The 22,651-nt window shown below is 62.7% G+C and carries 11 protein-coding genes; all 11 read right to left on the reverse strand.

What is annotated here, in order from left to right:
• Positions 1-14: 14 nt before the first annotated feature.
• Entirely contained in the window at positions 15-1,349 is a 1,335-nt protein-coding gene (locus OH491_RS20020; protein ID WP_068769926.1) for a four-carbon acid sugar kinase family protein, read from the reverse strand.
• Positions 1,346-2,593: a ribulose-bisphosphate carboxylase large subunit family protein gene (locus OH491_RS20025; protein ID WP_068769925.1), complete on the reverse strand. Its 1,248-nt coding sequence runs from the start codon at positions 2,591-2,593 to the stop codon at positions 1,346-1,348. The genes OH491_RS20020 and OH491_RS20025 overlap by 4 nt, the downstream gene beginning before the upstream one ends.
• Positions 2,594-2,606: 13 nt before the next feature.
• Positions 2,607-3,704: a hypothetical protein gene (locus OH491_RS20030; protein WP_334319222.1), complete on the reverse strand. Its 1,098-nt coding sequence runs from the start codon at positions 3,702-3,704 to the stop codon at positions 2,607-2,609.
• 14 nt (positions 3,705-3,718) lie between these two features.
• Positions 3,719-6,451, reverse strand: a complete 2,733-nt coding sequence (locus tag OH491_RS20035; RefSeq protein WP_068769923.1) for an alpha-L-rhamnosidase — start codon at positions 6,449-6,451, stop codon at positions 3,719-3,721.
• 15 nt (positions 6,452-6,466) lie between these two features.
• Entirely contained in the window at positions 6,467-7,756 is a 1,290-nt protein-coding gene (locus tag OH491_RS20040) for an MFS transporter (RefSeq protein WP_068769922.1), read from the reverse strand.
• Between the two features lie 253 nt (positions 7,757-8,009).
• On the reverse strand, positions 8,010-8,627 hold the full coding sequence (locus OH491_RS20045; protein WP_068769921.1) for a porin family protein: 618 nt from the start codon (positions 8,625-8,627) through the stop codon (positions 8,010-8,012).
• 280 nt (positions 8,628-8,907) lie between these two features.
• The gene (locus OH491_RS20050; RefSeq protein WP_342750653.1) at positions 8,908-9,339 is read right to left on the reverse strand and encodes a hypothetical protein; all 432 of its coding nucleotides are present in this window, start codon (positions 9,337-9,339) and stop codon (positions 8,908-8,910) included.
• 5 nt (positions 9,340-9,344) lie between these two features.
• Positions 9,345-17,747: an RHS repeat-associated core domain-containing protein gene (locus tag OH491_RS20055; RefSeq protein ID WP_068769920.1), complete on the reverse strand. Its 8,403-nt coding sequence runs from the start codon at positions 17,745-17,747 to the stop codon at positions 9,345-9,347.
• On the reverse strand, positions 17,744-18,925 hold the full coding sequence (locus OH491_RS20060) for a hypothetical protein (protein ID WP_342750654.1): 1,182 nt from the start codon (positions 18,923-18,925) through the stop codon (positions 17,744-17,746). The genes OH491_RS20055 and OH491_RS20060 overlap by 4 nt, the downstream gene beginning before the upstream one ends.
• A gap of 107 nt (positions 18,926-19,032) precedes the next feature.
• Positions 19,033-21,090 carry a glycoside hydrolase family 127 protein gene (locus tag OH491_RS20065; protein ID WP_068769918.1) on the reverse strand — a complete coding sequence of 686 codons (2,058 nt, stop codon included), beginning with the start codon at positions 21,088-21,090 and terminating at the stop codon, positions 19,033-19,035.
• The gene (locus OH491_RS20070) at positions 21,087-22,610 is read right to left on the reverse strand and encodes an FGGY family carbohydrate kinase (protein ID WP_084442077.1); all 1,524 of its coding nucleotides are present in this window, start codon (positions 22,608-22,610) and stop codon (positions 21,087-21,089) included. Before OH491_RS20070 ends, OH491_RS20065 begins: the two co-directional genes overlap by 4 nt.
• Between the last annotated feature and the right edge of the window lie 41 nt (positions 22,611-22,651).

Consider the following 22,651-nt stretch of genomic DNA (forward strand, 5'->3'; position numbering starts at 1 on the left):
ACTGCCTTTGATTCTTAATTCATGCGTCCGCGCACCGCCGCGCCGAAATAGTCCGCCGCGCCGACCTGGCCGCCCTTGAAGTTCACCTCGGCGCCGTCGAGCGGCGAGCCGGGCGCGCGGGCGCGGCACAACGGCGCGCCGGGCGCGAGCGGCGCGATCATCTCCACGGCTTCGATGCCGAGGGCGCGGGCGGCGTGGCTGGAGGTGTCGCCGCCGGCGACGACGAGGCGGCGCGCCCCGCTCGCGGCGATGGCGGCGCGGGCGATGTTCCCAAGCGCGGTTCCGACCGCCGCCGAGCCCGCGGGCGCGAGCGGCGCGTCGCCTTCGCGCGGGCAGGTGTGCGCCACGACATGGCGCCCGGCCTGGAGATGGCGGATGGCGGCGCGGAGGGCGTGTTCGCAGCCGCCGCCGCACGCGAGCGCGGCGGCGTCGAGCGGCACGTCCGCGAAGCCGTTTGCGAGCGCCCACGCGACCTGCCCGCCCGTGACGGGCGAGCAGCTGCCGGACATCACCAGCAACGGGCCGGCCGGGCCGGGGTCGGGCCATGATGGCGGCGGGCCCAGTTTTCCCTGCTCCGTCCAGTGCGCGCCAAGCGCCATTTCGATGGCGGACGAGCCGACGGAGAAAAGCGGATGCCCGGCGCTGGCGAAGGCGTCGATCAACGCGCCGATGCGCGCGAGCTGGCCCGTCTCAAGCACATCGAACAAGACGATCCCGGGCGCGCCGGCCAGCAGCGCGTCGAGCGCGGCGCGGGCTTCGTGGCCGGGCAGCGCGACGTGCAAAATGTCGAAGAGCGCGATGCGCTTTCCTGTCTGGCGGGAAAGATGGATGCGAAGGTCGCTTTCGTCCGCCGGCGTGACCGGGTGGCGGCTCATCGAGGGATGCCGGTCGAGCCGGTGAATCGCGCCGCCGCTGCCGATGCCCATGCGCGCGAAAAGATTTCCGAACACGCACCAGCGCCCGAGGGCGGGCGCGCCGACGAGCAGCGGCACGAAGCGCGCGCGAAACGTCTCCGCGCCGATGTCGATGGCGCGTCCGATGCTGCCGACGGCGGGCGACGAATCGAAGGTCGAGCACACCTTGTAGTGCACGTGCGGCGCGCCCAGCGCGCGGAGCGCGGCGAGGGCGGGGCGCAGTTCCGTTTCCATTTCCGCCGGCGGCATGGAACGCGTGAGCCCGGCGACGCCGACCGCCCGCAGGCCGGGATAGCGCGCGAGCTGTTGCGCGGACGGGGGCTCGATGAACAAGGCCGTGCGCGCGCCGGCGCGGGAGAGGAATTCGAGCGCGTCGGTCGAGCCGGTGAAATCGTCGCCGTAATAGGCAAGCAGCAGTTCGGGCGCGGCAGTCATTTTTTTTGGCCAAATTTTTCAACCGATTTGGCGAGCTCGGGGTAGTGTGCGACGGCCTGCGCGAAGGTGAGTCCTTCGGCGGCGGCGCGCCACCAGGTTTGCAGGGAGCGCACGCCCGCCGCCGGGCCGTCGGGATGCGCCTGGATGCCGCCGCCGGCCAGATAGAGCAGATCGACGGTGCGCGTGCGCCGCCACGTCTCCGGGGCCTGCCCGCCCCATTGGCCCGAGGAAACAACGGGGAGCACGCGCGGGAGGTTGTGCAGGGGCGCGAGGCACGATGCGATGGAGCGCACGACGGAATCGTCGGGCTCCCAGAATTTGTTGGCGATGCCGTTGACGTGAAGCTGGTCCACGCCGGCGAGCCGCCAGAGTTTCTGGTAGGCGGGAAACTCGATGCCGAGCAGCGGGTGGCGGTTGAGCATGCCCCAGCCGTTGCGGTGCCCGTGAATGGCGAGCGCGCCGAGATCGCAGACTTTCTTCGCGGCGGCGAGCCCGACGCTGTTGAGGCTGATCATCGCGCAGGCGCCGCCGGCGGAGACAATCTTGTCATAGTGGCGGCGCATCGCGTCGAACTCGTCGCTGATGTTGAAGGCATACATCGGCTTGCGGCCCGCGCGGTCGGCGTGGGCGTTGATGACGCGCATGACGGCGTCCACGCGCTCGTCGAACGGCGAGTGCGGCGGATCGGCCATGAGCTCGTCGTCCTTGATGAAGTCGATGCCGGCGCCGGCGAGCCCGGCCACCATGCCGGCGGTCTGCGCGGGCGAAAGGCCGATGCTGGGCTTGATGATGGTGCCGATAAGCGGGCGGTCCGCGACACCGGCGAGCGCGCGGCTGCCGTCGATCCCGAAGCGCGGTCCGCGAAAATGGGCGGCAAACGACGCGGGCACGTCGATGTCGAGCAGTTTCAGGCCGGAGCATTGCGCGAGTTCGTAGAGGTTGCCCTGGAGGGTCGAAACGAGCGCAGGCAGATTGAAGCCGAAGTTTTCCAGCGGCCAGGAAACCGCCACGCGCGCGCGGCGGTGGGCGGAGGCGTGCGCGCGGCCCGTCGGTATCGAAGGAACGGATACGGTTTCGAGCGGGGCGATGCTTTCGACGCGGGCGGCGAAGCGGGCCTTCAGGCCGGCCGTCTCGCCGGGCACGGCGACGAAGGTGCCGGAGGATTGCTCGCCGGCGATCGTGGCGGCGGCCTCTTCGGGCGGCAGCGGGGTTTCGACGAGATAGTGTGCGGTGAGGCGTTCCATGTGACCTTTGTTCCTAGGGCGCGGGCCGGCGGAGATCCTTCGAGGTGGCAAGCGCGATGACGCGGCCCTGGCGCCCGACCGCGCAGTAGAAATGATAAACCACGCCGTCGTGCTTCAACACCCAGGGCTTGTGCGCGAATTTTTCGTCGAAGGGCGCGCCGGGCTCCACCAGATGCGGGCCGTCCCACTTGGTCCAGCGCACCAAATCGCGGGAGCAGGCAAAGGTGTCGAAGGCGCCGGGCTTCCAGAAGGCCCCGAAATAAAACATCACCCAGAGGCCGCCGATCCTGACGATTTGCGGATTGCCGCTGATGGCCCAGCGCGACTCGCCGTGGTTGTCGATCACGGGCCCGTCGCCCAGGCGGCGCCATTCGCGCAGGTCGCGTGACACCGCCATGCCGATGGCCTCGCGGCCGTCGGGCGGACTTTTGCCGTTGTAGAAGATGACAAAAGGCCAGCCGAGCAGCGCCGGGTCGACCCGGATGATCGTGCTGGTGTAGAGCGTGGTGCTTTCGAAGGGGCGGGCATCGCGCTGCGCGCCGGAGAGGACCGGGTTTCCGGGAAAGCGCCGCCATTCGGCGGCGACGGACGGATCGTCGGTGGAGGCGAGCCCGATCGAGAGCGGGTCCGTTTCATAACCCTTCTTTTCGCCGCCCACGTAGGACATCCAGTATTTGCCGTCGTAAGATTCGATTTCTTGCGGACCCTCCCAGCGATGATCAACCAGCGCCGGCGCGCCGTTGTCCTGCCATGCATCCCAACCCTCGCCGCGAAACGGGAGAATCCGGCCCAGCTTTTCCCAATGCAGAAGATCGTCGCTGCGCGCGAGGTGCGTTTCGTAGCCGGTCCGGTCGATGAACGACACGTAGATCATATACCAGCGGCTGCCGCGGCGAAACACCTTCGGCCCGTCAACCAGTTCGTTTTCGGCGCCGCGGAGGACCACGCCGTATTTCCACGGCGTCTTCACTTCCTCGTAAATCCGGGCCATGTCCGTGTCGCTGACCGCCCGCGCCGGCGTGTCGGGAAAGGGAAGCGCGCCGGGGCGCTCCGCACCCTGCGCCGCGAGCGCCAGCAGCCACCCCGCGGCCGCTGCAAGTCCGGATGTCATGACGCGAAGCGATTTCATGGGTGCAAAGCGGCGCGGGCCGGATCGAATGTGCTCGTGAAGGCATAGGTGCCCGCCTCCGCGAGGCAGAGGATGAAATTTCTTTCGCGGCCAAGGGGCGCGAGGCCGTCCGTGCCGACGGGCGTGCCGGGCTCGCTGGGAATAAAAACCCGCGCGCTCGTGTTCGGCGGCACGGTGATTTCCCAGGTCAGGCGGCCACCTGCGCGGCCTGACGCGAGGTCAGGCCCTACGCGCCGCCAGTGGCTCCTGATCTCGCCGTGCAGCGTCTGGTGGGAGGCGCGCGCAAAATCAAGCCCGGCGCCAATGAAGGGCTTCAGCACGAATTTGGAATAACCGGCGACATCCGGATCGAGTTCGATGCCGGCGACGTGACGGAAGAGCCATTCGCCGACCGAGCCCAGCGAGTAGTGGTTGAAGGAGTTCATCGAGGGCTCGAAAAAACCGTCCTGCTCGGTCCAGCCGTTCCAGCGTTCCCAGATCGTGGTCGCGCCGTGGAGCACCGGGTAGAGCCAGGACGGGTAGGTCTCCCGCAGGAGCAGCCGGTAGGCGACATCGGCCCGGCCGGCGAGGGTGAGCACGGGATTCAGATGGCTGATGCCGATGAAGCCGGTGCTGAGGTGCCAGTCGAGGGCGCGGATGTTTTCGACGAGGTGGGCGGCGGCGGCGTTGCGCAGATGCGCGGGCACGAGGTCGAAGGCGAGCGCGAGGAGCCAGGCGGTTTGGGTTTCGACGGTCATGCGTCCGTCGGAGCGGACAAACTCGCGTTGAAAGGCGGCGCGCACGCGCTCGAACATGGCGGTGAAACGGCGCTCTTCATCGGCGCGCCCGAGTTCGCGCGCCATGCGGGCCATCTTCGCGGCGTCATCGGCCCAGCAGGCGGTGGCGAGCAGGTTTTTCATCGGCGAGTGCGTGCGGAAACTCGTGTCGGTGGGAATGCACAGCCAGTCGCCGTAATTGTTGCGCAGGTCGCGGGTGCGGAGTCCGTCAGGGTTGGTGCGCTCGAGATAATCGAGCCACGCGGTCATGGCGCGCCAGTGTTTTTCGATGATGCGGCGGTCGCCGTAAACGCGCCAGACGGTCCACGGCACGACGATGCCGGCATCGGCCCAGCCGGCCCCGCCGCAGAGGTCGTCGAGGCCGGTGAAATTTTCGCCTTCGCGGAGGCGCGGGGCGATGTCGGGGAAAAGGCCGTCGGGGGTCTGCGCGTCCTCGACGTCGGTCATCCACTTGGTGAAGAAGGCGGCGACGTTCATGTTGCAGGTCGCGGTGCGGATGAAAACCTGCGCGTCGCCCATCCAGCCGAGGCGTTCGTCGCGTTGCGGGCAGTCGGTGGGGACGCTGAGGAAATTGTCGCGCTGCGACCACGCGGCGTTGAGCCACACGCGGTTCACGCCCGCGTGCGAGCATTCGAACGAGCCCGCCGGCGGCGTGGCGGAGTGAATGACGCGCCCCGTGATCGTGTCCATGCGCGGCGTGCCGGGGAAGCCGGTGAGCTCGACGTATTGGAAACCGTGAAACGTGAAACGCGGCTCGAAAAGCTCCGTGCCGCCGCCGCGCGCGATGTAGGTGTCGGTGGCTCTGGCGCGGCGCAGGTTTTCGGTGTAGAGCGTGCCGTCGGGATTCAGGCGCTCGCCGTGCCGGAGCACGATGCGGGCGCCGGCCGGCGCGGAGTCGAGGCGCAGGCGCACGCGCCCGGTGATGTTTTGCCCGAGGTCGTAGATGAAGATGCCGGGCGCGACTTCGTCCATGGAAACAGGGGCGATTTCCTGGGTGCAGCGCACCGGCTCGGAGCGTTGGGCGACGAGGGCGGCGGCGGGGGCGGCGACCTCGCGGGCGGGCAGCCAGTCGTGCGGCTCGCGGCGGGCGTCGCAGCTCTCGCCCATCATGAAGTCCGAGAACAGGACCGGCCCGGTCGCGCACTGCCAGGAGCGGTCGGTGGCGATCACGAGCCGCGTCCCGCCGGCCAGTTCGATTTCGAGCTGGGCCAGGAGGCTGTTTTCAAGCGAGCCGTAGCGGGCGCGCGTCTCCTGCCAGCCGACGAAACCGCTCCACCAGCCGTCGCCGAGCACGGCCTGAAGGACATTGCGGCCCGGCGCGAGGAGCGCGGCGACGTCGTAGGCGCGGTAGTGGATGCGTTTGTCGTAGTCGGTCCACTCGGGGGCGAAGATGTCCTCGCCGACGCGGCGGTCGTTGGCGTGGAACTCGAACAACCCGCGCGCGCTGGCGTAGAGCGTCGCGCGCCGGACGGGACGGTCGAGCGTGAACTCGCGCCGGAATACCGCCAGCGTGCCGGGCTCGGTGAGCGTGGGCGCGATGGCGGCGGGATCGCGCCGGATGATTTCGGGATCGGCGGCGATCCAGCGCGCCCGCCAGTCGGACGCGGCCAGCAGGCCCATGGTCCAGCACGCGGGCGCGGAAAGCGCGGAGGCGCCGGTCTCGTCCCAGACCTCGACGCGCCAGTGGCAGGTGTCGCGCGAGGCGAGCGGCCTGCCCGCGTATTCGATGTGGGCGGCGCGGTCGCTTTCGACCCGGCCGGAATCCCAGAGAGCGTCGTCGCCGGCCGCGAGCCCCTCCTGTGTAGTTGAAACACGGATACGATACGCGGTCTGGCGCGCGCCGCGGCGCCTTGATTCGAGCCGCCAGCCCAGGCGCGGACGCGGCTCGTCGATGCCGAGCGGGTTTTCAAGGTATTCGCAGCGAAGATGGGAGATGGCGGTCGGGGAAGGCATGGGAGAAAAACGAGATCAGGCGCGCTCGGCCTCGATTTGCTCGAGCGATTTGCCGGAGGTGTCGGGCATGAAGAAGAAGCCGGTGACGCCGCTGATCAGGAGAAACAGCGTGAGCAGGCCGGCGACCAGACGGATGTCGGCGTGGGCCAGCATCGGCACAAAGAAACTCCAGAACGCCAGGACGGCGCGCGCGACGCCGAAGGTGATGCCCTGCGCGGTGCCGCGCAGCATCGTGGGGAATAGCTCCTGGCTGAAAACCTTGTAGAACGCCTCGCCGGCGAGCGCGCCGCCGCCCGCGAAAAAGACGATGTTGAAGACAATCGTGGAGAGCGTGAACGGCAGGACGAGGAAGATGCCGTAGCCGGCGACCTGCATGATCGCGCCGATGCCCCAGAGGAGCCTGCGCGTCCGGTGGCTGCGGTCGGAGAACCGCATGAAGACCGTGATCGTGACGATCATGGCGGTGATGAAGCTCGCGCTGGACAGGCCCACGCTGGCGGCCTGGCTGCCGGCATCGAGCGTGCTGATGATGTAGGGATTAAAAATGCCCGCGGTGCCGGCGGCGAGGTTCCAGAAAAGATAGATGGTCGCCGTCCATGCGAGCGCGCGCAGGTTTGCGCCGGAAAAAAGGGCGCGCACCTGCCGGCGGGACTCGGGTGTTTTTTGCGCGGCTTCCTTCCAGCGCGCGGACTCGGCGAGTCCGCGGCGCAACGCCCAGGTGACGACGGCGGCCACGAACAGTTGCAGAAAGACAAGGCGGATGCCCAGCAGCCCGAGCGGCGCGAGCACCAGAGCGAGCAGCAGCACGATCACCGGGCCGAGGCTCCACGCCACCTGGGTGAAGCCGAGGAGCTTGCCGCGGGCCTTGGCCGGGGCGAGCTCCCCGACCAGCGCGAGCGAGGTGGGCACGTCGATGCCGACCGCCACGCCGACCACGAAGGTGCCGGCGAGCAGCATCGGCCAGTTCACCGCGAGCGCGATGCAAAGGATGCCGGCGGCGTAAACCATGAGGTCGTATTGATAGATGAACTTGCGTCCCAGCCGGTCGCCGAGCCAGCCGCCGAAGACCGCGCCGAGCGCGCAGCCGAGGGCGTTGGGGCCGATGGCGGCGAGGACGCCGATCATGCCGTCGGTGAGGTTGAGATAACTTTGGAAGAGGGCCAGCCCGGCGCCGAGCGCGACGATGGAGCCGGCATCGAGGTAGGATGCCATGCCGGCGAGCGCGGACCATTTCCATTGCTGGCGGGTGATGGTTTCGGTGTCCGGGGATTGGATGTGGGGAGCAGGAGCGGGGGGCGGGTTCATGGTGAGGGGCGGGCTCAGAATGCGAACTGAAACAAATCGGCCATCTTTCTTCTTTTCTCTTTCTCTTCACCCTTTCCTCCCGGCCCACGGGGGCAGTCGCATGGAGGGGAAAGATAAGGAGGAAAGAAGAAAGATGGCGGTGTGGACGCATCATTAACAGAGATTATTTTGATGTGATCGGTTCTCATGGTGAAAATGAATGTGGAAAATCAAAAAGTGGCCAAATCCGCCCCGTCCTCGGGCTTCTTTATGCTCAGAACGAACAGCCGGCCGACACCGAAATGCATGCATTGTTTTTGACAGTGAGGCCGGGATCCTCGCTGATGTTCGCCAGCCCCTTGCTGTATTGGAGTTTCAGGCAAAACCTGCCGTATTGATAGCCCGTGCCGAGGTTCAGACCGTAGTCGAGCGAGTTGGTGTCATCAATGTCCTCGTTTCGTCCGCCAATTTCCGCCCTGGCATTCACATTGCAGGCCAGATAGACGCCGCCAAAGAGCAGGGCTTTGCCGCCGTCGCCCATGTCGATTTTGAAAACCGCGTTCACGGGTGCCTCCACATAGTCCAGTTTGATTTTTACGCGTTGCATGCTTGTCTCATACCTTCCGCCCTTCTGGATGTAGCGCAGTTCGGGAACCAGCGACCAGTTCCGGTGGAGGGCGCAGTCAGCAAAGGCTCCGACCAGGAAGCCGCTCTTGGATTTGATTGTTGCGCCGACGGGCATCTGGTCGATGGTCAATCGCGAAAAGCTCGCGCCGGCGGTCACGCCGCCGCTGTTTTTTTTGACGAAGCCGGCGGTTTGCGCGGACATCATTGCTCCGGTGGCGAGCAGTCCGATGAATAACAGGGCCAGTTTGGGCAGGTGGGGTTTCATGACAGGGTGGATTTGTGATTGCGGTTGGAGAAGAGCGACGGGGTTAGGCTGGGCTGACCCATTCGGGTTGCTCATTTTCATTATTATATTTATATATACTCATTTACAGGGTTCTCGGGGTTTTATTTTTAACCAGTCCCTGCTATGAACGTTTGCAAAAAGCAAGGCCTGACACCGTGGCTCTTTTTGAGGCGCGCGGTTCTCATGGGAAATTGGAAAAAGCCTGAAATTTGTCCATGCGTTTTTAGCCTGTCACTTATTAAGCACTCTCGGCCTGTCCCTAAAAGCCAACTCTAGTAATATCAGAGAAATTATAATCAATGAGTTTTTTATTTTCATCATATGAAAAGTTAAATTGATGTGTTAATGTCGTGCCGTAAACACGCTCCCAGAATATAATTGATATCCTGCAATTGATTATATGCAAACCCACGCCACCATTTTCTTTATTTCCCGCCCGAATTGCATCATGCCATTTTTTTATAATTTCTACATCTAGTTCATATTCTCTTTTCATGTTTAATTTATTAACGACGGAGTCCTTGTCGAGAAATTCATTTTTATTGATTTTAGTATCATTAAAAATGCGCTTTATGAGCCGCGATTGCGCTTGGCCCTGCATATGAGCAATGCTTTCGCGAGCATGTTCATTGCATGACGTGCATGCTATAGCCATGATATTGAAAATTATAAATAAGACGATGTATTTCACAAAATTCATTTTGTTTGAAAGGGTCCTTTGTTAAAGAAAAATCCATTAAACCGTTCCACGGGGAATGCGTAATCATATGCTTTCGATCTCGGATTGCAAAATGTATAATGTGGTGATATTGTCCCAAATGCTCGCTTAGTATAGCTTTCAAAACCCAACCTAGATGAACTATCCTTAAATTGCCAGTCTTTCGAGTTTCTTATCCTCACGAGTTCTTCGCTGTTTGATCCACTCCCATGAAATATAATATCTGCATATTGGATTGAATTATTCAGCCTGTCATTAATGTATTGTGCATATCCGATCACATCTTCCACAACAGCTATTTCAATCGCCTTTCCGTCAGAGGCAAGTCGTTGATTTAATTCTGAAATCCCTTGGCGCCAAACATCACCCCATGTCTTTTTCTCTTCTATATTTGCTATCGTATTATATATTTTTTCATCAGTTACCATTGATCCAGCAATTTCCTTGCCCGTGATCTCCTCCTGATTAGTTATTCTATATCTCTTGCTTTCCGCATTAAACAAATGCTGCATCGCACTGGCCCACGCCCCGTTGGCAAACTTCCCCCCGGCCAGTTCGGCGGCGGTGCCGCCGATGAGCGCCGCGACCGCAGTCCTCCCGGCGACATGCCAGCCGCCCGTGTTTTTCCCCATGTAGGCCTCCACGCCCTTGATGTGCATGATTCCGGCGGAGGCCGCCGATGAGTAGAAGCCATGCCGGAACTCGCCGCCTTGCGCCTCGGAGGCCAGGCCACCCACCACGGCGTGGGACAGCGTGCGCCCGGTCCAATTCATGAAATCATTCGACCATATGCCCGTGCCTTTTCTCGCGGCGTCGAAATACCCGCCGATATAGCCCGAGACACTGGCGGTCATGGCCGACACCACCGCCCCCTTGAAGCCCGCCTTGACGGAGTCCGAGAAACTGGCGCCGTTCACCCTGGCCTCCGTATAGCCGCCCGCAAAGCCCCCCGCGGCGGCGGCCACCCAGGCATAAGGACAGAAAATGGTCACCACGGCGTAAACCACGATGGCCACAATGGCGGGCAGCATTTCCTTGAGCGAGACATACCCGCTCGGGTCGGTCGCGTTGAGCGGGTTGTTGTCCACATAGGAATACCGGTTATATGCCTGCGACGAGCCCCCGTCGCCCACGAACGGATCCGCCGAGAGGAACCGCCCCAGCGCGGGGTCGAAGACGCGTCCGTTCATGTGGATGAGGCCGAAGTCGTCGAGGTGTTCGTGGCCGGTGAAGCCGCGGGTGACTTTGCCGCCCTGCCCGGCGTGGAAGTCGAGCAGCACCTCGCGCCCGCCCCATGGGTCGAAGGCGAAACGTTTTTCCACCCGCCCCCACTCGTCGCTCACGGCCACGATGGAGCCGAGGCCGTCGAGATGATAATAGCGCGTCTCGATGAGCGAGTCGCTGCGGACGGTGCGGGTGGCAACCTTGCCGAACGGCGAATACACATGATACTTTTCCTCGGTGAAGCCGGTGGAGGTGTTGGTCACCCGTTCGTAGAGATCGCCGATGTAGAGGGTCTTCGTCCCGTCGCTGTGCTCCTGCGCGATGCGCTCGCGGCCTGCGCCGAAGCGGAAGCTGGTGCCCGTCGCGCCTTGCGTGATGGTTTCGACTTGGTTGAAGGTTGTCCATGTCATCTCGCGGCCCGCGCCGGAGAGCAGGTTGCCGTTGGCGTCGTAAGTGTAGGTGTGCGTGATGTTTTCGGCGGCGTCATAGACCGAGGTGACGGCGTGGGGGCCGGTGTTGTTGGCGCTGGTGTAGGAATAAGCGCCGTAATCCGACTTGGCGGTGATGTTGCCGAGGACGTTGTAGGAAATGGTGACGGTTTTCGGAATCACGGGCGGGACGCCCGTGACACCCGAACCAGCAACCGCCTGCAACTGCCATTGCACGAGGCGATTCAGGCCGTCGTAGGCGAAGGTTTCCTCGCGGCCAAGCACGTGGTCGGCGCGGTTTATAACCTGACCGAGGGCATCGTAATGGTAGGTGTGGTATTGCGTCTGTGTGCCCAGGCCGATGCCGGAGACCACGGCGGAGACACGCCCGGTCACGGTGCTGACCACGCGGTCGTAGCTCAGGCCGTTGCCGATGGTGCCGCCGGAGATCGCCCCCGTCACCGTGTAGGCGTCGGCTTGCCAGAAAAGGTGGTTGGGCCGCACGTCGTTGAGCCAGCTTGACGGCATGACGCCGCCATCCGCCCGCACTTCCTTCAGAACACCGAGGGAGTTGTAGGCGTTGCGCACGCGGAAGCCGCCGGGATAAATCGTCACGGAGGGGCGCCCGCAGGAATCGTATTCCTGGCCGATGGTGTAGTTATTCCCGTCAATGCTCCGGGTGATGCCCGACTGCCTGCCCAAGCTGTCGTAAAAAAACGTCTCCTGATAATCCGGTTTGCCGGTCGCCTGCACCAGCACGGAGAGGAGTTTGCCCTTGCTTTTATTGCCGCCGGGGATCGTGGAATTATCATACGTCCACGTGGTCACGCACTTGATAACAGCGGAAGCGTCGCGGTCGGTGCGCGTGGCGAGGCGGCCGAGAGCGTCGTAGGTCAGGGTCGTAGTCTGGCCTTTGGCATCGGTCTGGGAGACAAGCTCGCCGAGGGCGTTGTATGCATACGTCCACGCGCCCATGTCGGGTGAGGCCATGCCGACCTTGCGCCCGCGGTTGTCATACTCGAAGGTGGTGGCCGCGGTGGTGCCATTTTCGCGGTAAACGGAGGTTTTGAGGAGGGAGCCGTAGGCGTCGTAATAATAGCGGATTTCTCCCCTGTTCGCGCCGGTGCCGTAGAGGTTGTTGATGCGGGTGACAACCTGGCCCTGGGTGTTTTTGGCGACCCGCTCGACCTGCCCGAGGGGATTGATGGTGCGGGTGACGAGGCCGTCGTATTCGATGGAGCTGAGCACTGCGCCTCCCCCAGCCTCATCGTCGGGCGTGGAAATTTCCAGCGGGCGGCCCAGGTCGTCGTAAAGGAGCGTGCGCGTCCAAGCGATACCGCTGGCTTCCGCGTTGAGATAGTGTGGAAGCGAAGACTCATGGGCGCGGCCCATCATGTCGTAATGAGTCTCGGTGGCGACGATGCGGGCGAGGCCGTCGTGGCCGCCGGGATTGACGCTCCACGAAGCCACGGCGCGGCCCATTTTGTCATAAAAGGTGACGGCGGGGGCGGAACCGGTGGACTCGGTCTCGATATAATACAACGCCCCCTCCGGAGCGCCGGCGCCGGCCCAGCGGTGGTGTGTGACGCTCTCGGTGCCGTCGGCGCGAAGCTCGCGCCCGGGACGGGCAAAGGCGTCATATTCCCATGAGGTGACAAGGCCGTTGGGTCCGGTGGCGGACAGCCGGACGCCGAGGGCGGGGTCATATTCATAAGTTTCCGTCTGCCCGACGGCGTTGACGGTTTTCTGCGGGAAGCGCCCGAGGTCATCATAATTTGTGGTGGCGGTGCGTCCGGCACCGAGGCCCGCTCCGGTGGTGGTCACCATGGTTTTGTGGCCGAAGGAATCGTGGGTGTAGGTGGTGGTCAGCTTGAGCGGAGAAGTGTCCGGCTCGCCGGGTTCGATGATTTCCGTGATGAGGAAGCCGGTGGCGGGATCGTATTCAAAATCAGAGGTGCGGGTCTGGACAATCGGGCCGCCACCGTCGGGATTCGGGGCGGTGGTGGTCACGGTGCTGCTCGTCAAACGCCCGAGCATCCAACCGCCGAGACCGGTGGCCGAGGGGGTGGCAACCCAGTTTTCATACGTGCTGGTGACGGCTTTTATAAATTCCTCGTTGCCGCCGGAGGTGTCGGTCGTGATGGTGACGGCGTTGCCATAATTATCGTAAGTGTAATGGGTGACAGTTTCGGACGTGAGGGTGCCATTTAGTTCGTAGGTGTTTTGAATAGTCTCGGCGGCATAGGGAAAGACGGTTTTGCCTTCGTTTAACGAAAGCTGGGCATAGTCGGTGGCGGTTTGCGACAGAATGACATTATCCTCCGTTTGCGTGATGCTGTCGGTTGGCAAACCGATGCAGGGCCATTCTTGGCTGAACTGCGTCCGGGTGCGGATGCCCGTGCGGGTGTCGGTGGCCTGCATCCAGGCAAAGCCGAGGTTGCCGCGATCCTGTTCGACCCTCAGCCCTCCGTAGCGGTAGTTGATGTCGTAGGTCCCATCCACGCCATCGTCATGAGAGACGGTTTTTACGACATGCAGGCCCCCGGCGACATCAAATTGGGGAAAACTCGCGCCGGCTCCCTTCTCATAAACGACCGGGACGCCATCACCGTCGCAGGCGGTAAGTGGCGCATACTCGATGGCGACCGAGACATCGAATCCGTTGGTGACTTGGACGAGACGGTCCGGGTTGACTCGCCGATTGATAACCGCGCCTTTGGCAATCACATTGTCCCCGTCCCAATTCCAGACCATGTCAAGCGCGCCATCGCCGTTCAAATCAATCAACCGGCCCCCCGCGTCGCCCCGGTTATCCTGGTGCAATTGGCGGGGAATATCAAAATCAGTGACATACTGCCAGCCTGAACCCGTGTTCAGGTAGGTCGAGCGGGTAGTGTTGTGCCCCCGCACGCAGTCCACCAATCCGTCATTATTGATATCAACAAAAACCACGCCCCAGCTTTCATGGTTCTGATAGAGAGAGGTGGGGGCTCGGTATGCCGACGGCCCTTCGATCCAGCCGTTTCCGGTGTTCATATACACCGCATACTGGTAATTGCCCGAGATCCCGCTGTTGGCGGTGATGAAGTCCACCAGTCCGTCCCCATTGATGTCCACCAACTGGCCACCGAGGGGGAGCGAGGGATATTGAGAGCTGTTCTGCCGTTTGACCAAAGGGTGGGGCAGGATGTATTCGGGGGCTGTTCTTGATGTGGTTGCGCTCGTTTTGATATATGACATGCTCCCTTGGTCCTGAGCCCTTATGAGATCAGCATGACCATCGCCATCCAGATCGACACGGCGTTCGCCGTAATCGATGAACCGTTCCCCCACTCTTTGAAACGGGTCCTTCCACGAGTGGGAGGCGGCATGCGCCCACGCAGAGCCGCGGACGCCCTCTGAACCGCCGCCGTGGTTCAGCCATGTGTCGTCATACACGGGGATGGCAAGCTCCGACATGTAATTGCCCGTGGTATTGATATCAATGCCACTCACATAATGTTCCGAATTCGCCGAGAAATCCGGCCTGCCGTCCCAATTGTAATCCAGAATCACCGGGTGAGCACGGGCGAGTCCGATGTAACTAAAATATACAAACCCGGGATAATCATCCTGATTAAAGGTGAAAGGAGGATTCGCGGGGAGCGAAAATCGGTTGCTGAACTGCCATCCCGAGCCAGTGTTCAGCCACACATTGCCTCCCTGGCTCATTATATCGACGAGTCCATCCACATTATAATCCTCAAACCTGGCCCCCGTGTCGGCATAGTAGGTCGAGTTATTTGAAAGCGTCACGGGCAGGCGGTAATCCGGGAGTCCGTTGCTGCCATTGGCAGGCGTCCATCCGTCCGGGGTGTTCAGCCACGCATTATTGGCTCCCGTGGAGATGTTCTGGACGCAATCCACCAAACCATCCCCGTTCAGGTCAATGAAAGCCACCCCCTGCTGGGGGAGCGCATTCCCGCCGCTCGCACCCGCAATCATGGCGGGGGGCTCCCAAGCGGACGCCGCCGTGTCAAAACCATTGGGCGGATCACCGTATTCGAAGGTGAGCGGCTTGTAATAGACACCTTCCAACCCCGTTTCGGTGATGGAGGCCAGCATGGAGCGGTTGTTGTGGGCGCGCTGGACATAGGAGAGCGAATAGGAGCGCACGCTGGTGTCGCCATGAGTCGCGGTTATTGATTTCAGACGTTTCAGCGAAGACACCTTGGCTCCGTGGATATAGGCAAACGAGGTGTCCGGCCTGCTTTCGTAGTCAAATACGACCGAGGCATAGGTGGCAAGACCGGTCCCGTCGTTTCCTGTATATTTTATCTCCGCCAGCACCTGTTGCCCGTTAGCCGCGTCCACTTCGTAATGAAAAGTCATGTAATTGCCCGCCGTGTCGCTGATTTTGCTCACCGCCCATGACAGAGGTTCGGCAACGCCTCCGCCGGAGGCCAGTGGCGGACGGAAAACCGAGCCAGGCGTATTGCCAAATTCGATGACAAGGCCGGACTTGGTCCAGGCCTTGAACCACGCCGGACTCATGCCGGATGCAGTGCTCCCGTATGAGACCACCCGGGTGAATGATTCCAGCTCGGTGCGATATTCCGAATTATTTTCGCCATACTCGCCGTCAACCACCATCAGCCTTTGGCCGTCGAGGTGGAAGCGATCCTGTCTTGTAAAATTCACCGTCCGTGTTTGTCCGTCGATCAACTTCGTCTGTCCGCCGCGGGAAATCGCCGACAGGCCTCCGATGGACCAGCCATAGCCCGCCACGCCCGCTCCCGCCTGGCTGCTGTAATTCAGGGTGATCTTCGGTTCCACTCCCGCCGTGCCGGGGGACACCGCGATGGGAATAGTGTAGGTAGCCGCGCCGTTTTTATCCACGGAGAACTCGCCTGCCGTCGTGCCCACCGCGAGGGTGCCGCCGGCCAGAGGCGCGGGCCAGCCCGCCGGCACGGTGTTGCCCAGCGCGCTAGTTCCCGCGTCATAGTGGCGGGGATCGGTGCCAAGGTTATATTCGGCGATGTTGGTCAGCCCGTCGCCGTCGGGATCGCCCAAGGTGTCGGCGGGATCGAGGTCGTGCTGGTCCGCCCAATCCACAGGCAAAGTGACAGGGGCGTTTGGATCGGTGGAGACGGTGAGGGGCGCGCTCCAATCAGACCAGTTTCCTGCCGCATCCCGAGCGCGAACCGACATGAGATAGGAGGCGCCTCTTTGGAGCCCGGAAACAGTAATCTGGGTGCCGATCACATGGTTGTTTATACTCATCCCATCCTTGCACACTTCGTAAGTCTCGACACCCACATTGTCCGTGCAAGCCGTCCATGAGAGAGTAAAGCTTGTGGCGTCGATGGCACTTGCCGCCAGCCCGGTGGGAACGGACGGCGCCGTGGTATCGGGGGGGATGTCCGAAACCACGATGGTGACTTCCGCGCCTCCGCCCCATGCGCCCGCGGAATCACCTCCCGCGCAATGAAACGCATAGGTGCCCGTGCCGGCGGGAGTCCAGTCCGCGGTGATGACGCTGTTGGATGAGTTTGACGGTGCCAGGTCTTGCGTGGAGATGTTTGACCATCCGGTTGCATCAGGCTGCGCACCGCTCCACTCCACTTGCGGATGAACCCAGTCCGACCCTGAAATGCCACGGTTCCACCAGATGCCATGAGCGTTAAGATTCCCATCGACATCGGCGAGCGTTGCGGTCAATGTCGTGGTCTCGCCCACATGCATGGCGGTTTTGGTTGCGGTCAGGGATGACGGGCCGGGTGCGTGGTTCTCCGAGGTCACATTGACAATGACTGTTCCGGATTCCGCTCCCAATGCATCATAGGCGCGCGCATGAAAATGGTATGTCCCGATCGAATTGAGCGTGTATGAAAACGAACCGGAGGACGTGGTGGAATTATAAATTTCCTGCCAGCTCGCCCCTCCGTCAACGCTTACCCAAAGCCGGGTGCGCTGATAGTTGCCATCCGGGTCCGACGCCAGGATGGAAAAGGTCAGCGAGCTGCCATTGGGCATGCCCATGTCATGCGTTTGCCCTCCCGTGAGATTCACGCCGCCAAGGCCCAGTGTGATCACGGGATTGCGATTCGCCACGACGACGGTGTGTGATATGGTTAGCGACTCGGCTCCGTTTGTGTCCCGCGCCTTTGCGGTGAACAGGTAGGTGGTGCCCGCGGCGCCCGCGGTGATTGCGTAGGAATCAAGATACGCGCCGGAGCCGCTGCCGGTCAGCCCGCCCGAAAACCCGTCGTGCCGATGAGGGCTCCCGTTTAGGTCAAGCAGGATTGCTTCAAGATTCCCGGTGGCATCGGTGGCCGCAGCCCGCAGTGTGAATGCCTGTCCCGTGAGAACCTCGGAAGGCAGATTCGCCCAGGCGATGGCAGGGGGAGTGTTGGGGTCATACACATTCACAGTGATGCCGGACTCATGAATGGGTATCGGATAGGAAAGCAATCTCACCGAGGCCGAAAAATTCGCCGGCCCCGGTGTGTTATCAGCACTGGAGACTGGAATATACACTGAATTGTAACCATACTCGCTGGCGCAATAGCTGCCATTCTTGTATATTGTTCCCCAAAGTGTGTCGGTTTGATAATAATCAGAATAATAGAAAACAACCGTGTATGGCCGGCCGATCGCCACGCTGCCTGAATATACCCACTCCCCGCGGGCCGAGGCGCCGCAGAGCCCCGCCGCCACTATCAAAAATATTGTGATTTTTGTTTTCATGGTGTGGCGGATGAAGGCGGGTTGACGCCGGATATCCCGGCTTTGGGGAGGGCTGAGACGAGCCTGCGGGCCTCGTTCATCCCGCTGACCGAGCGGATGCAGCCGGACTCGTCGGCAATGTATAACAATGCCGGGGAGGTCAGCCCCAGTTCCGCCGCGATTTCACCGGATGCATCATATACCTGTTGTCCGGGCGGCCCTCCGGTCTCCGCCGCCCGCCGGGCCGCCTCAGTGTCCTTGTCCAGGCAGATCCCGACAAATTCTTTTCCCGGAAAGCGCTCGGCTAGCGCTTTTACAGCCATCGCCCCCCCGATGGCATCCTTCGACCAACTATATATCCATGTCTCTTTTCCATCCGTCAACGGGAGCAGCCCGGTGAGCCGTCTCCCCGTCAGCCCATATCTTTTCTGCATGATCCGGCATTCATTTATCAAATGGAGAGGCAGATTTTTCATCTCCATCAACTCTGCCACGATTGCGGCTCCCCGCTCCTGCGAGCTGTCGCGGGCAATGCACAGCAACCCTTCGTAACCATTGGGTGCATCTGGAAATTCCTCAATCAATGCGCGTTCAACCTGCTCGCATTCGGCCAAGTAAGCATCAAATGCAAATTCCGCCCGCGCTTCATCCGGCGTGCCCGGCTGATTCCGACGGGAGTCCCTCCGTCCATCCGCAGACGAAGGCACAATCTTCCTCTCTGATAATCTTTTTTGGAGATTATGATACTGTGAATGCGCAACCATTTCGCAACGCACGCCAGCAGGAAAGCTTTTGTCAGATCGTATATTCTCAAGCATTTGCAATCGGCGTGTCTCACCTGAAGGATCGCCCGCCCTGGCTGCGTTGAGGAGTGCAGTATATTCAAGTTTGCGTGCCTCACGATGATTCTCCGGCGCCACGGCCTTCTCTTGGTAAGAGCGGAGTTTGGCTGCCTGCTCCAGCCAAGCTCTGGCCTCGGCTGTGCGGGCGGATTGAAATTCCGCCGCACTTGCGAACCGCCCGGGCTTCGTTACGCGCACGGCTTTTAGCGCCGCCAATTCCGGATCAATGCCATCGCCTTCCCCTGCCGTTATCAGACTTGTTGTTTCAGCGGTATTGGGCACGGGCATTTCCTGGGGTGAGGATTGCGCCAATGTGACACCGACAATATGAAACATGAACAGGGAGAGGGAGATCAATCGCATGGGGAGGGATAGGTGGGGGTTGTCTTTAACCACGTATTGCGTGCAACGGGGTGAATGAAGAATGGGAGAAAGAATAAAGAGGGAGAAATATATATGTCGCGTCAGCGGACCGGGAGCCAGACGGACATTTCGGCGTCGCCGCGGTTGCCCCACGCGTAATAGGGAATGAGCTTCAACGTGAAGGGCTCGGGGCGGGCCGCGCCGGTCCTGCGGTAGAGTTCGTCGGGTTGCCAAGGCTGGCGTTTGAGGGCGATGGCGGGCAGCGTGATGGCGCGCATTCCGGCGCCGGCGATGGTCGCGGGCACGACGTGGCATTTCGAGTGATCGTGCCCGGCGGCGCGGACGGCCACATCCTGAAGCCGGATGTCCCGGGGCAGGTCGTTCGACTCGAGGCAATAGACCAGCGGACCGTATTTGACCGTGACCTGGTCGAGGGTTTCCTCCACCAGGGGATTGGCCTCCCATAATTCGACGCCGAAGGGGAGGTCCAGCTCGATCACGTCGCCCGGTTTCCAGGCGCGCCTGATCTCGAAATACGAGCCGGGCCGGGGCCGGCCTTCGGCCGGTTTTCCGGCGACGCGCACCGAGGCCGGTTCCTTCAGCCAGCCGGGAATGCGCAGCCTGATCGCGACCGGCTTGGCCGGGGCCTCGGTGATGGTGAGCCGCACCGCGCCGTCCCAAGGATAGCCGGTTTCCTGCCTGAGGCGGATGCGGCCGCCGTCGGTCCACGCGGTGTCGAGTTCGCTGGCCGCGTAAAGGTGCACCCAGAGCGTGTCCGGCGAAAGCGAATAGACGTAGTTGTGCGCCTCGGCGATGGTGCGGACGACATTGGGCGGGCAGCAGAAACTCGCCGGGATGTTGGGCTCGCGGGTGCGCGACCAGCGCAGCGGCACCTTGAAGTCGTGGAGTTTCTTGAGCGCGTTGACGTAGAAATAGTCCCTACCCTCGAGGCTGATGCCGGGAAGGACGCCGTTGTAGAGCGTCTGCTCGAAGAGGTCGGCGCAGCGCGCGTCGCCCGTGATCTGGAGCATGCGCCAGATCCACATCGCATAGCCGATGGTGGCGCAGGTTTCGTTGTAGGCGGTGAGATTGGGCAGCTGGTAGCCGCGCCCGTAGGCCTGGTGCACGGTCTTGATGGCGTGGTGCTGCGTGTAATCGACGCCGTCGGGCGAGGCCCCGTCGTAGAGCGCGCCGGTCATGCCGGTGATATAGAGTTTTTGCCCGGAGACGTCGGCGGCGATGGTCGAGAGGGTGCCGAGGAGCGTCGTGTCTCCGTTTTCCGAATACACGTCGGCGACGCCGGCATAGAGGTAATTGGCGCGCACGGCGTGGCCGACGGCCGCGGTCATCTCCCGGAACGGCATGCGGTCCTGGTTATGGTCGCTGCCCTCGCCGGACGGCACGAGGCCGCGGATCTCGATCAACTGCCGCGCGAGTTCGAGGTAGCGGGGCTCGCCGGTGACGCGGTAAAGCTCGACCACGCCCATGTAGTGCGAGGGGCAGATGGCGTTGCGGGCGAGTTCGCGGGGCTTGTCCTTGCAGAGCCGGTCGATGTAGTCGGCGGCCTTGCGGGCGAGCGCGAGCAGGGAGTCCTTGCCGGTGGCGCGATGGTGCACGCACGCCGCGGTCATGAGATGCCCCATGTTGTAGGTCTCGAAATGCTCGCGGTCGGCAAATTCGCGCACGTCGCCGCCGTTGCGCTGCGGGATGATGGTCTGGGTGTGCAGGTAGCCGTCCTCGCGCTGGGCCTTGCCGACGACCTCGATGATGCGGTCGAGCTGCGCGTCGATGGCGGGGTCGCGCGTGACGGCGTAAACCTGGGCGAGCGCCTCGACCCACTTGAGGAAATCGCCGTCGTTGAAGGGCGGGCCGGAGAAGTCGCCTTTTTGCAGGCCCGCCGCGATGAGATAGTTGGCCCAGGCGTGGCTGCCCTTGTCGTCCTGAAAGATTTTCCACAGGTGGGGCACCATGGTGTCGCGGCAAACGTCGAAGCGCTCCGCCCAGAAACCGGACGTCCACTTCACGTCATCGAGATCGACCATGTACATTTTGGCGAATGGCGACGAGGTGGTGTCGATCAGGGCGTTTTTCCCGGCGGGGAGCGGCACGGCGGCAAGGAGGGCGGGAATGACGAGCAGGGGGAGGCGTGTGTTTTTCATAAGGCGGGGAGCGGGGATTGAGGGCGGGGGAACGTCTGGCGCACGGCATGCCACCAGCCGGCGAGAAGTCGTTGCGCGTCGTCCGGGGGCATCGAGGGAGAATAAGAAACATCGTCGCAAGGCAAGTTCCCCAGCGCGGTTTCCGAGGAATGGATTTTCCGGCCCAGCATGCCCATGAAGGCGGCGCCGAGGGCGGAGCAGTAGGGCATCGTGGATGCGCGCAGTTCCACGCCCGCGAGATCGGCGGTGAACTGCATCAGCCAGCGGTTCGATGTCGGCCCGCCGTCGCAGCGCAGCCCGCGCAATTCCACGCCGGCGTCGGCCCGCAGCCCGTCGAGCACGTCGCGAATCTGGTAGGCGATTGACTCCAGGCCGGCGCGCACCACATGCCGCCGGTCGCTGCGTCCGCTCAGGCCGGTGATGGCCGCGCGCGCCGCCGGCTGCCAGTGGGGAAAGCCCAGCCCGGAAAACGCCGGCACGAGATAAACGCCTTCGTTCCCGGGCAGCGAGGCGGCGATGGCTTCCGATTCCGCGGCGTCGGCCATCAGGCCGAGCTGGCTGCCCAGCCATGAAAGGGTGGCGGCGGCGCTGATGATGATGCCTTCGAGCGCGTAGGTCGGGCGCCCTTCGATGACCCAGGCCAGCGTGGTGACGATGCCTTGCCGGGAGAAACGCGGCTCGCGGCCGATGTTGAGGAGGACGGACGAGCCGGTGCCGAAAGTGGCCTTGGCCATGCCGGACCCGAAGCACCGCTGGGCGAACAGCGCGGCCTGCGAGTCGCCCATCACGCCGCAGACCGGCAGCGGGCGCCGCAGCGCGCCGCCGAGGGTGGTTTCGCCAAACACCGCGCTGCTCTCGCGTACTTCCGGCAGCGCGCCGCGCGGCACCTGCCACAAGTCGCACAGGCCGTCGTCCCAGCGCATCCGCGTGATGTCGAAAAGCAGCGTGCGGCTGGCATTGGTCGGATCGGTGGCAAAGGTCCTTCCGCCCGTGAGCCGGTAAACCAGGTAGGCGTCGATGGTGCCGACGAGCGCCTCGCCGCGCGCGAGTTTGGCGCGGAGTGCCGCGTCGTTGCGGACCAGCCACTGGAGTTTCGAGGCGGAAAAATACGCGTCGAGCTTCAGGCCGGTCCGGCTGTGAATCAGCGGTTCCGTGCCATTCGCCCGATGCTCGTCGCACAACGCGTCGCCCCGCCGGCACAGCCACACGATCGCCGGGCGGAGCGGGCGCCCGCTGCCGCGCTCAAACACCACGACGGTTTCGCGCTGGTTGGCCAGGCTCAGGCAGGCGATCTCGTCCCGCCGCGATTCATGGCGCGCGGCCACGGCGCGCAACGTGGCGAGCGTGTTGGCCCAGATTTCCTCCGCGTCGTGCTCCACCCAGCCGGGCTGCGGGTAATGCTGGCGGTGCCCGCGCGATTCCGTGTCGAGGCAGCGTCCGTCCGCGTCGAAAAGCAGCGCTTTCGTGGCCGAGGTGCTTTGGTCGAGGGCGAGGACGAGCGGCATGGCGGAATAAATCAAGAATTAGGAATGAGAAATTAAGAATGAGGAGACGCGGGGCG

Origin of the sequence: Termitidicoccus mucosus, assembly GCF_038725785.1 — a bacterium.
Taxonomy (GTDB): Bacteria; Verrucomicrobiota; Verrucomicrobiia; order Opitutales; family Opitutaceae; genus Termitidicoccus; species Termitidicoccus mucosus.

Excerpts from the sequence above, each read along its gene's own strand:
- OH491_RS20020 (WP_068769926.1), bottom strand. The coding sequence starts at position 1,349 with ATGACTGCCGCGCCCGAACTGCTGCTTGCCTATTACGGCGACGATTTC.
- OH491_RS20025 (WP_068769925.1), bottom strand. The coding sequence starts at position 2,593 with ATGGAACGCCTCACCGCACACTATCTCGTCGAAACCCCGCTGCCGCCC.
- OH491_RS20030 (WP_334319222.1), bottom strand. The coding sequence starts at position 3,704 with ATGACATCCGGACTTGCAGCGGCCGCGGGGTGGCTGCTGGCGCTCGCG.
- OH491_RS20035 (WP_068769923.1), bottom strand. The coding sequence starts at position 6,451 with ATGCCTTCCCCGACCGCCATCTCCCATCTTCGCTGCGAATACCTTGAA.
- OH491_RS20040 (WP_068769922.1), bottom strand. The coding sequence starts at position 7,756 with ATGAACCCGCCCCCCGCTCCTGCTCCCCACATCCAATCCCCGGACACC.
- OH491_RS20045 (WP_068769921.1), bottom strand. The coding sequence starts at position 8,627 with ATGAAACCCCACCTGCCCAAACTGGCCCTGTTATTCATCGGACTGCTC.
- OH491_RS20055 (WP_068769920.1), bottom strand. The coding sequence starts at position 17,747 with ATGAAAACAAAAATCACAATATTTTTGATAGTGGCGGCGGGGCTCTGC.
- OH491_RS20065 (WP_068769918.1), bottom strand. The coding sequence starts at position 21,090 with ATGAAAAACACACGCCTCCCCCTGCTCGTCATTCCCGCCCTCCTTGCC.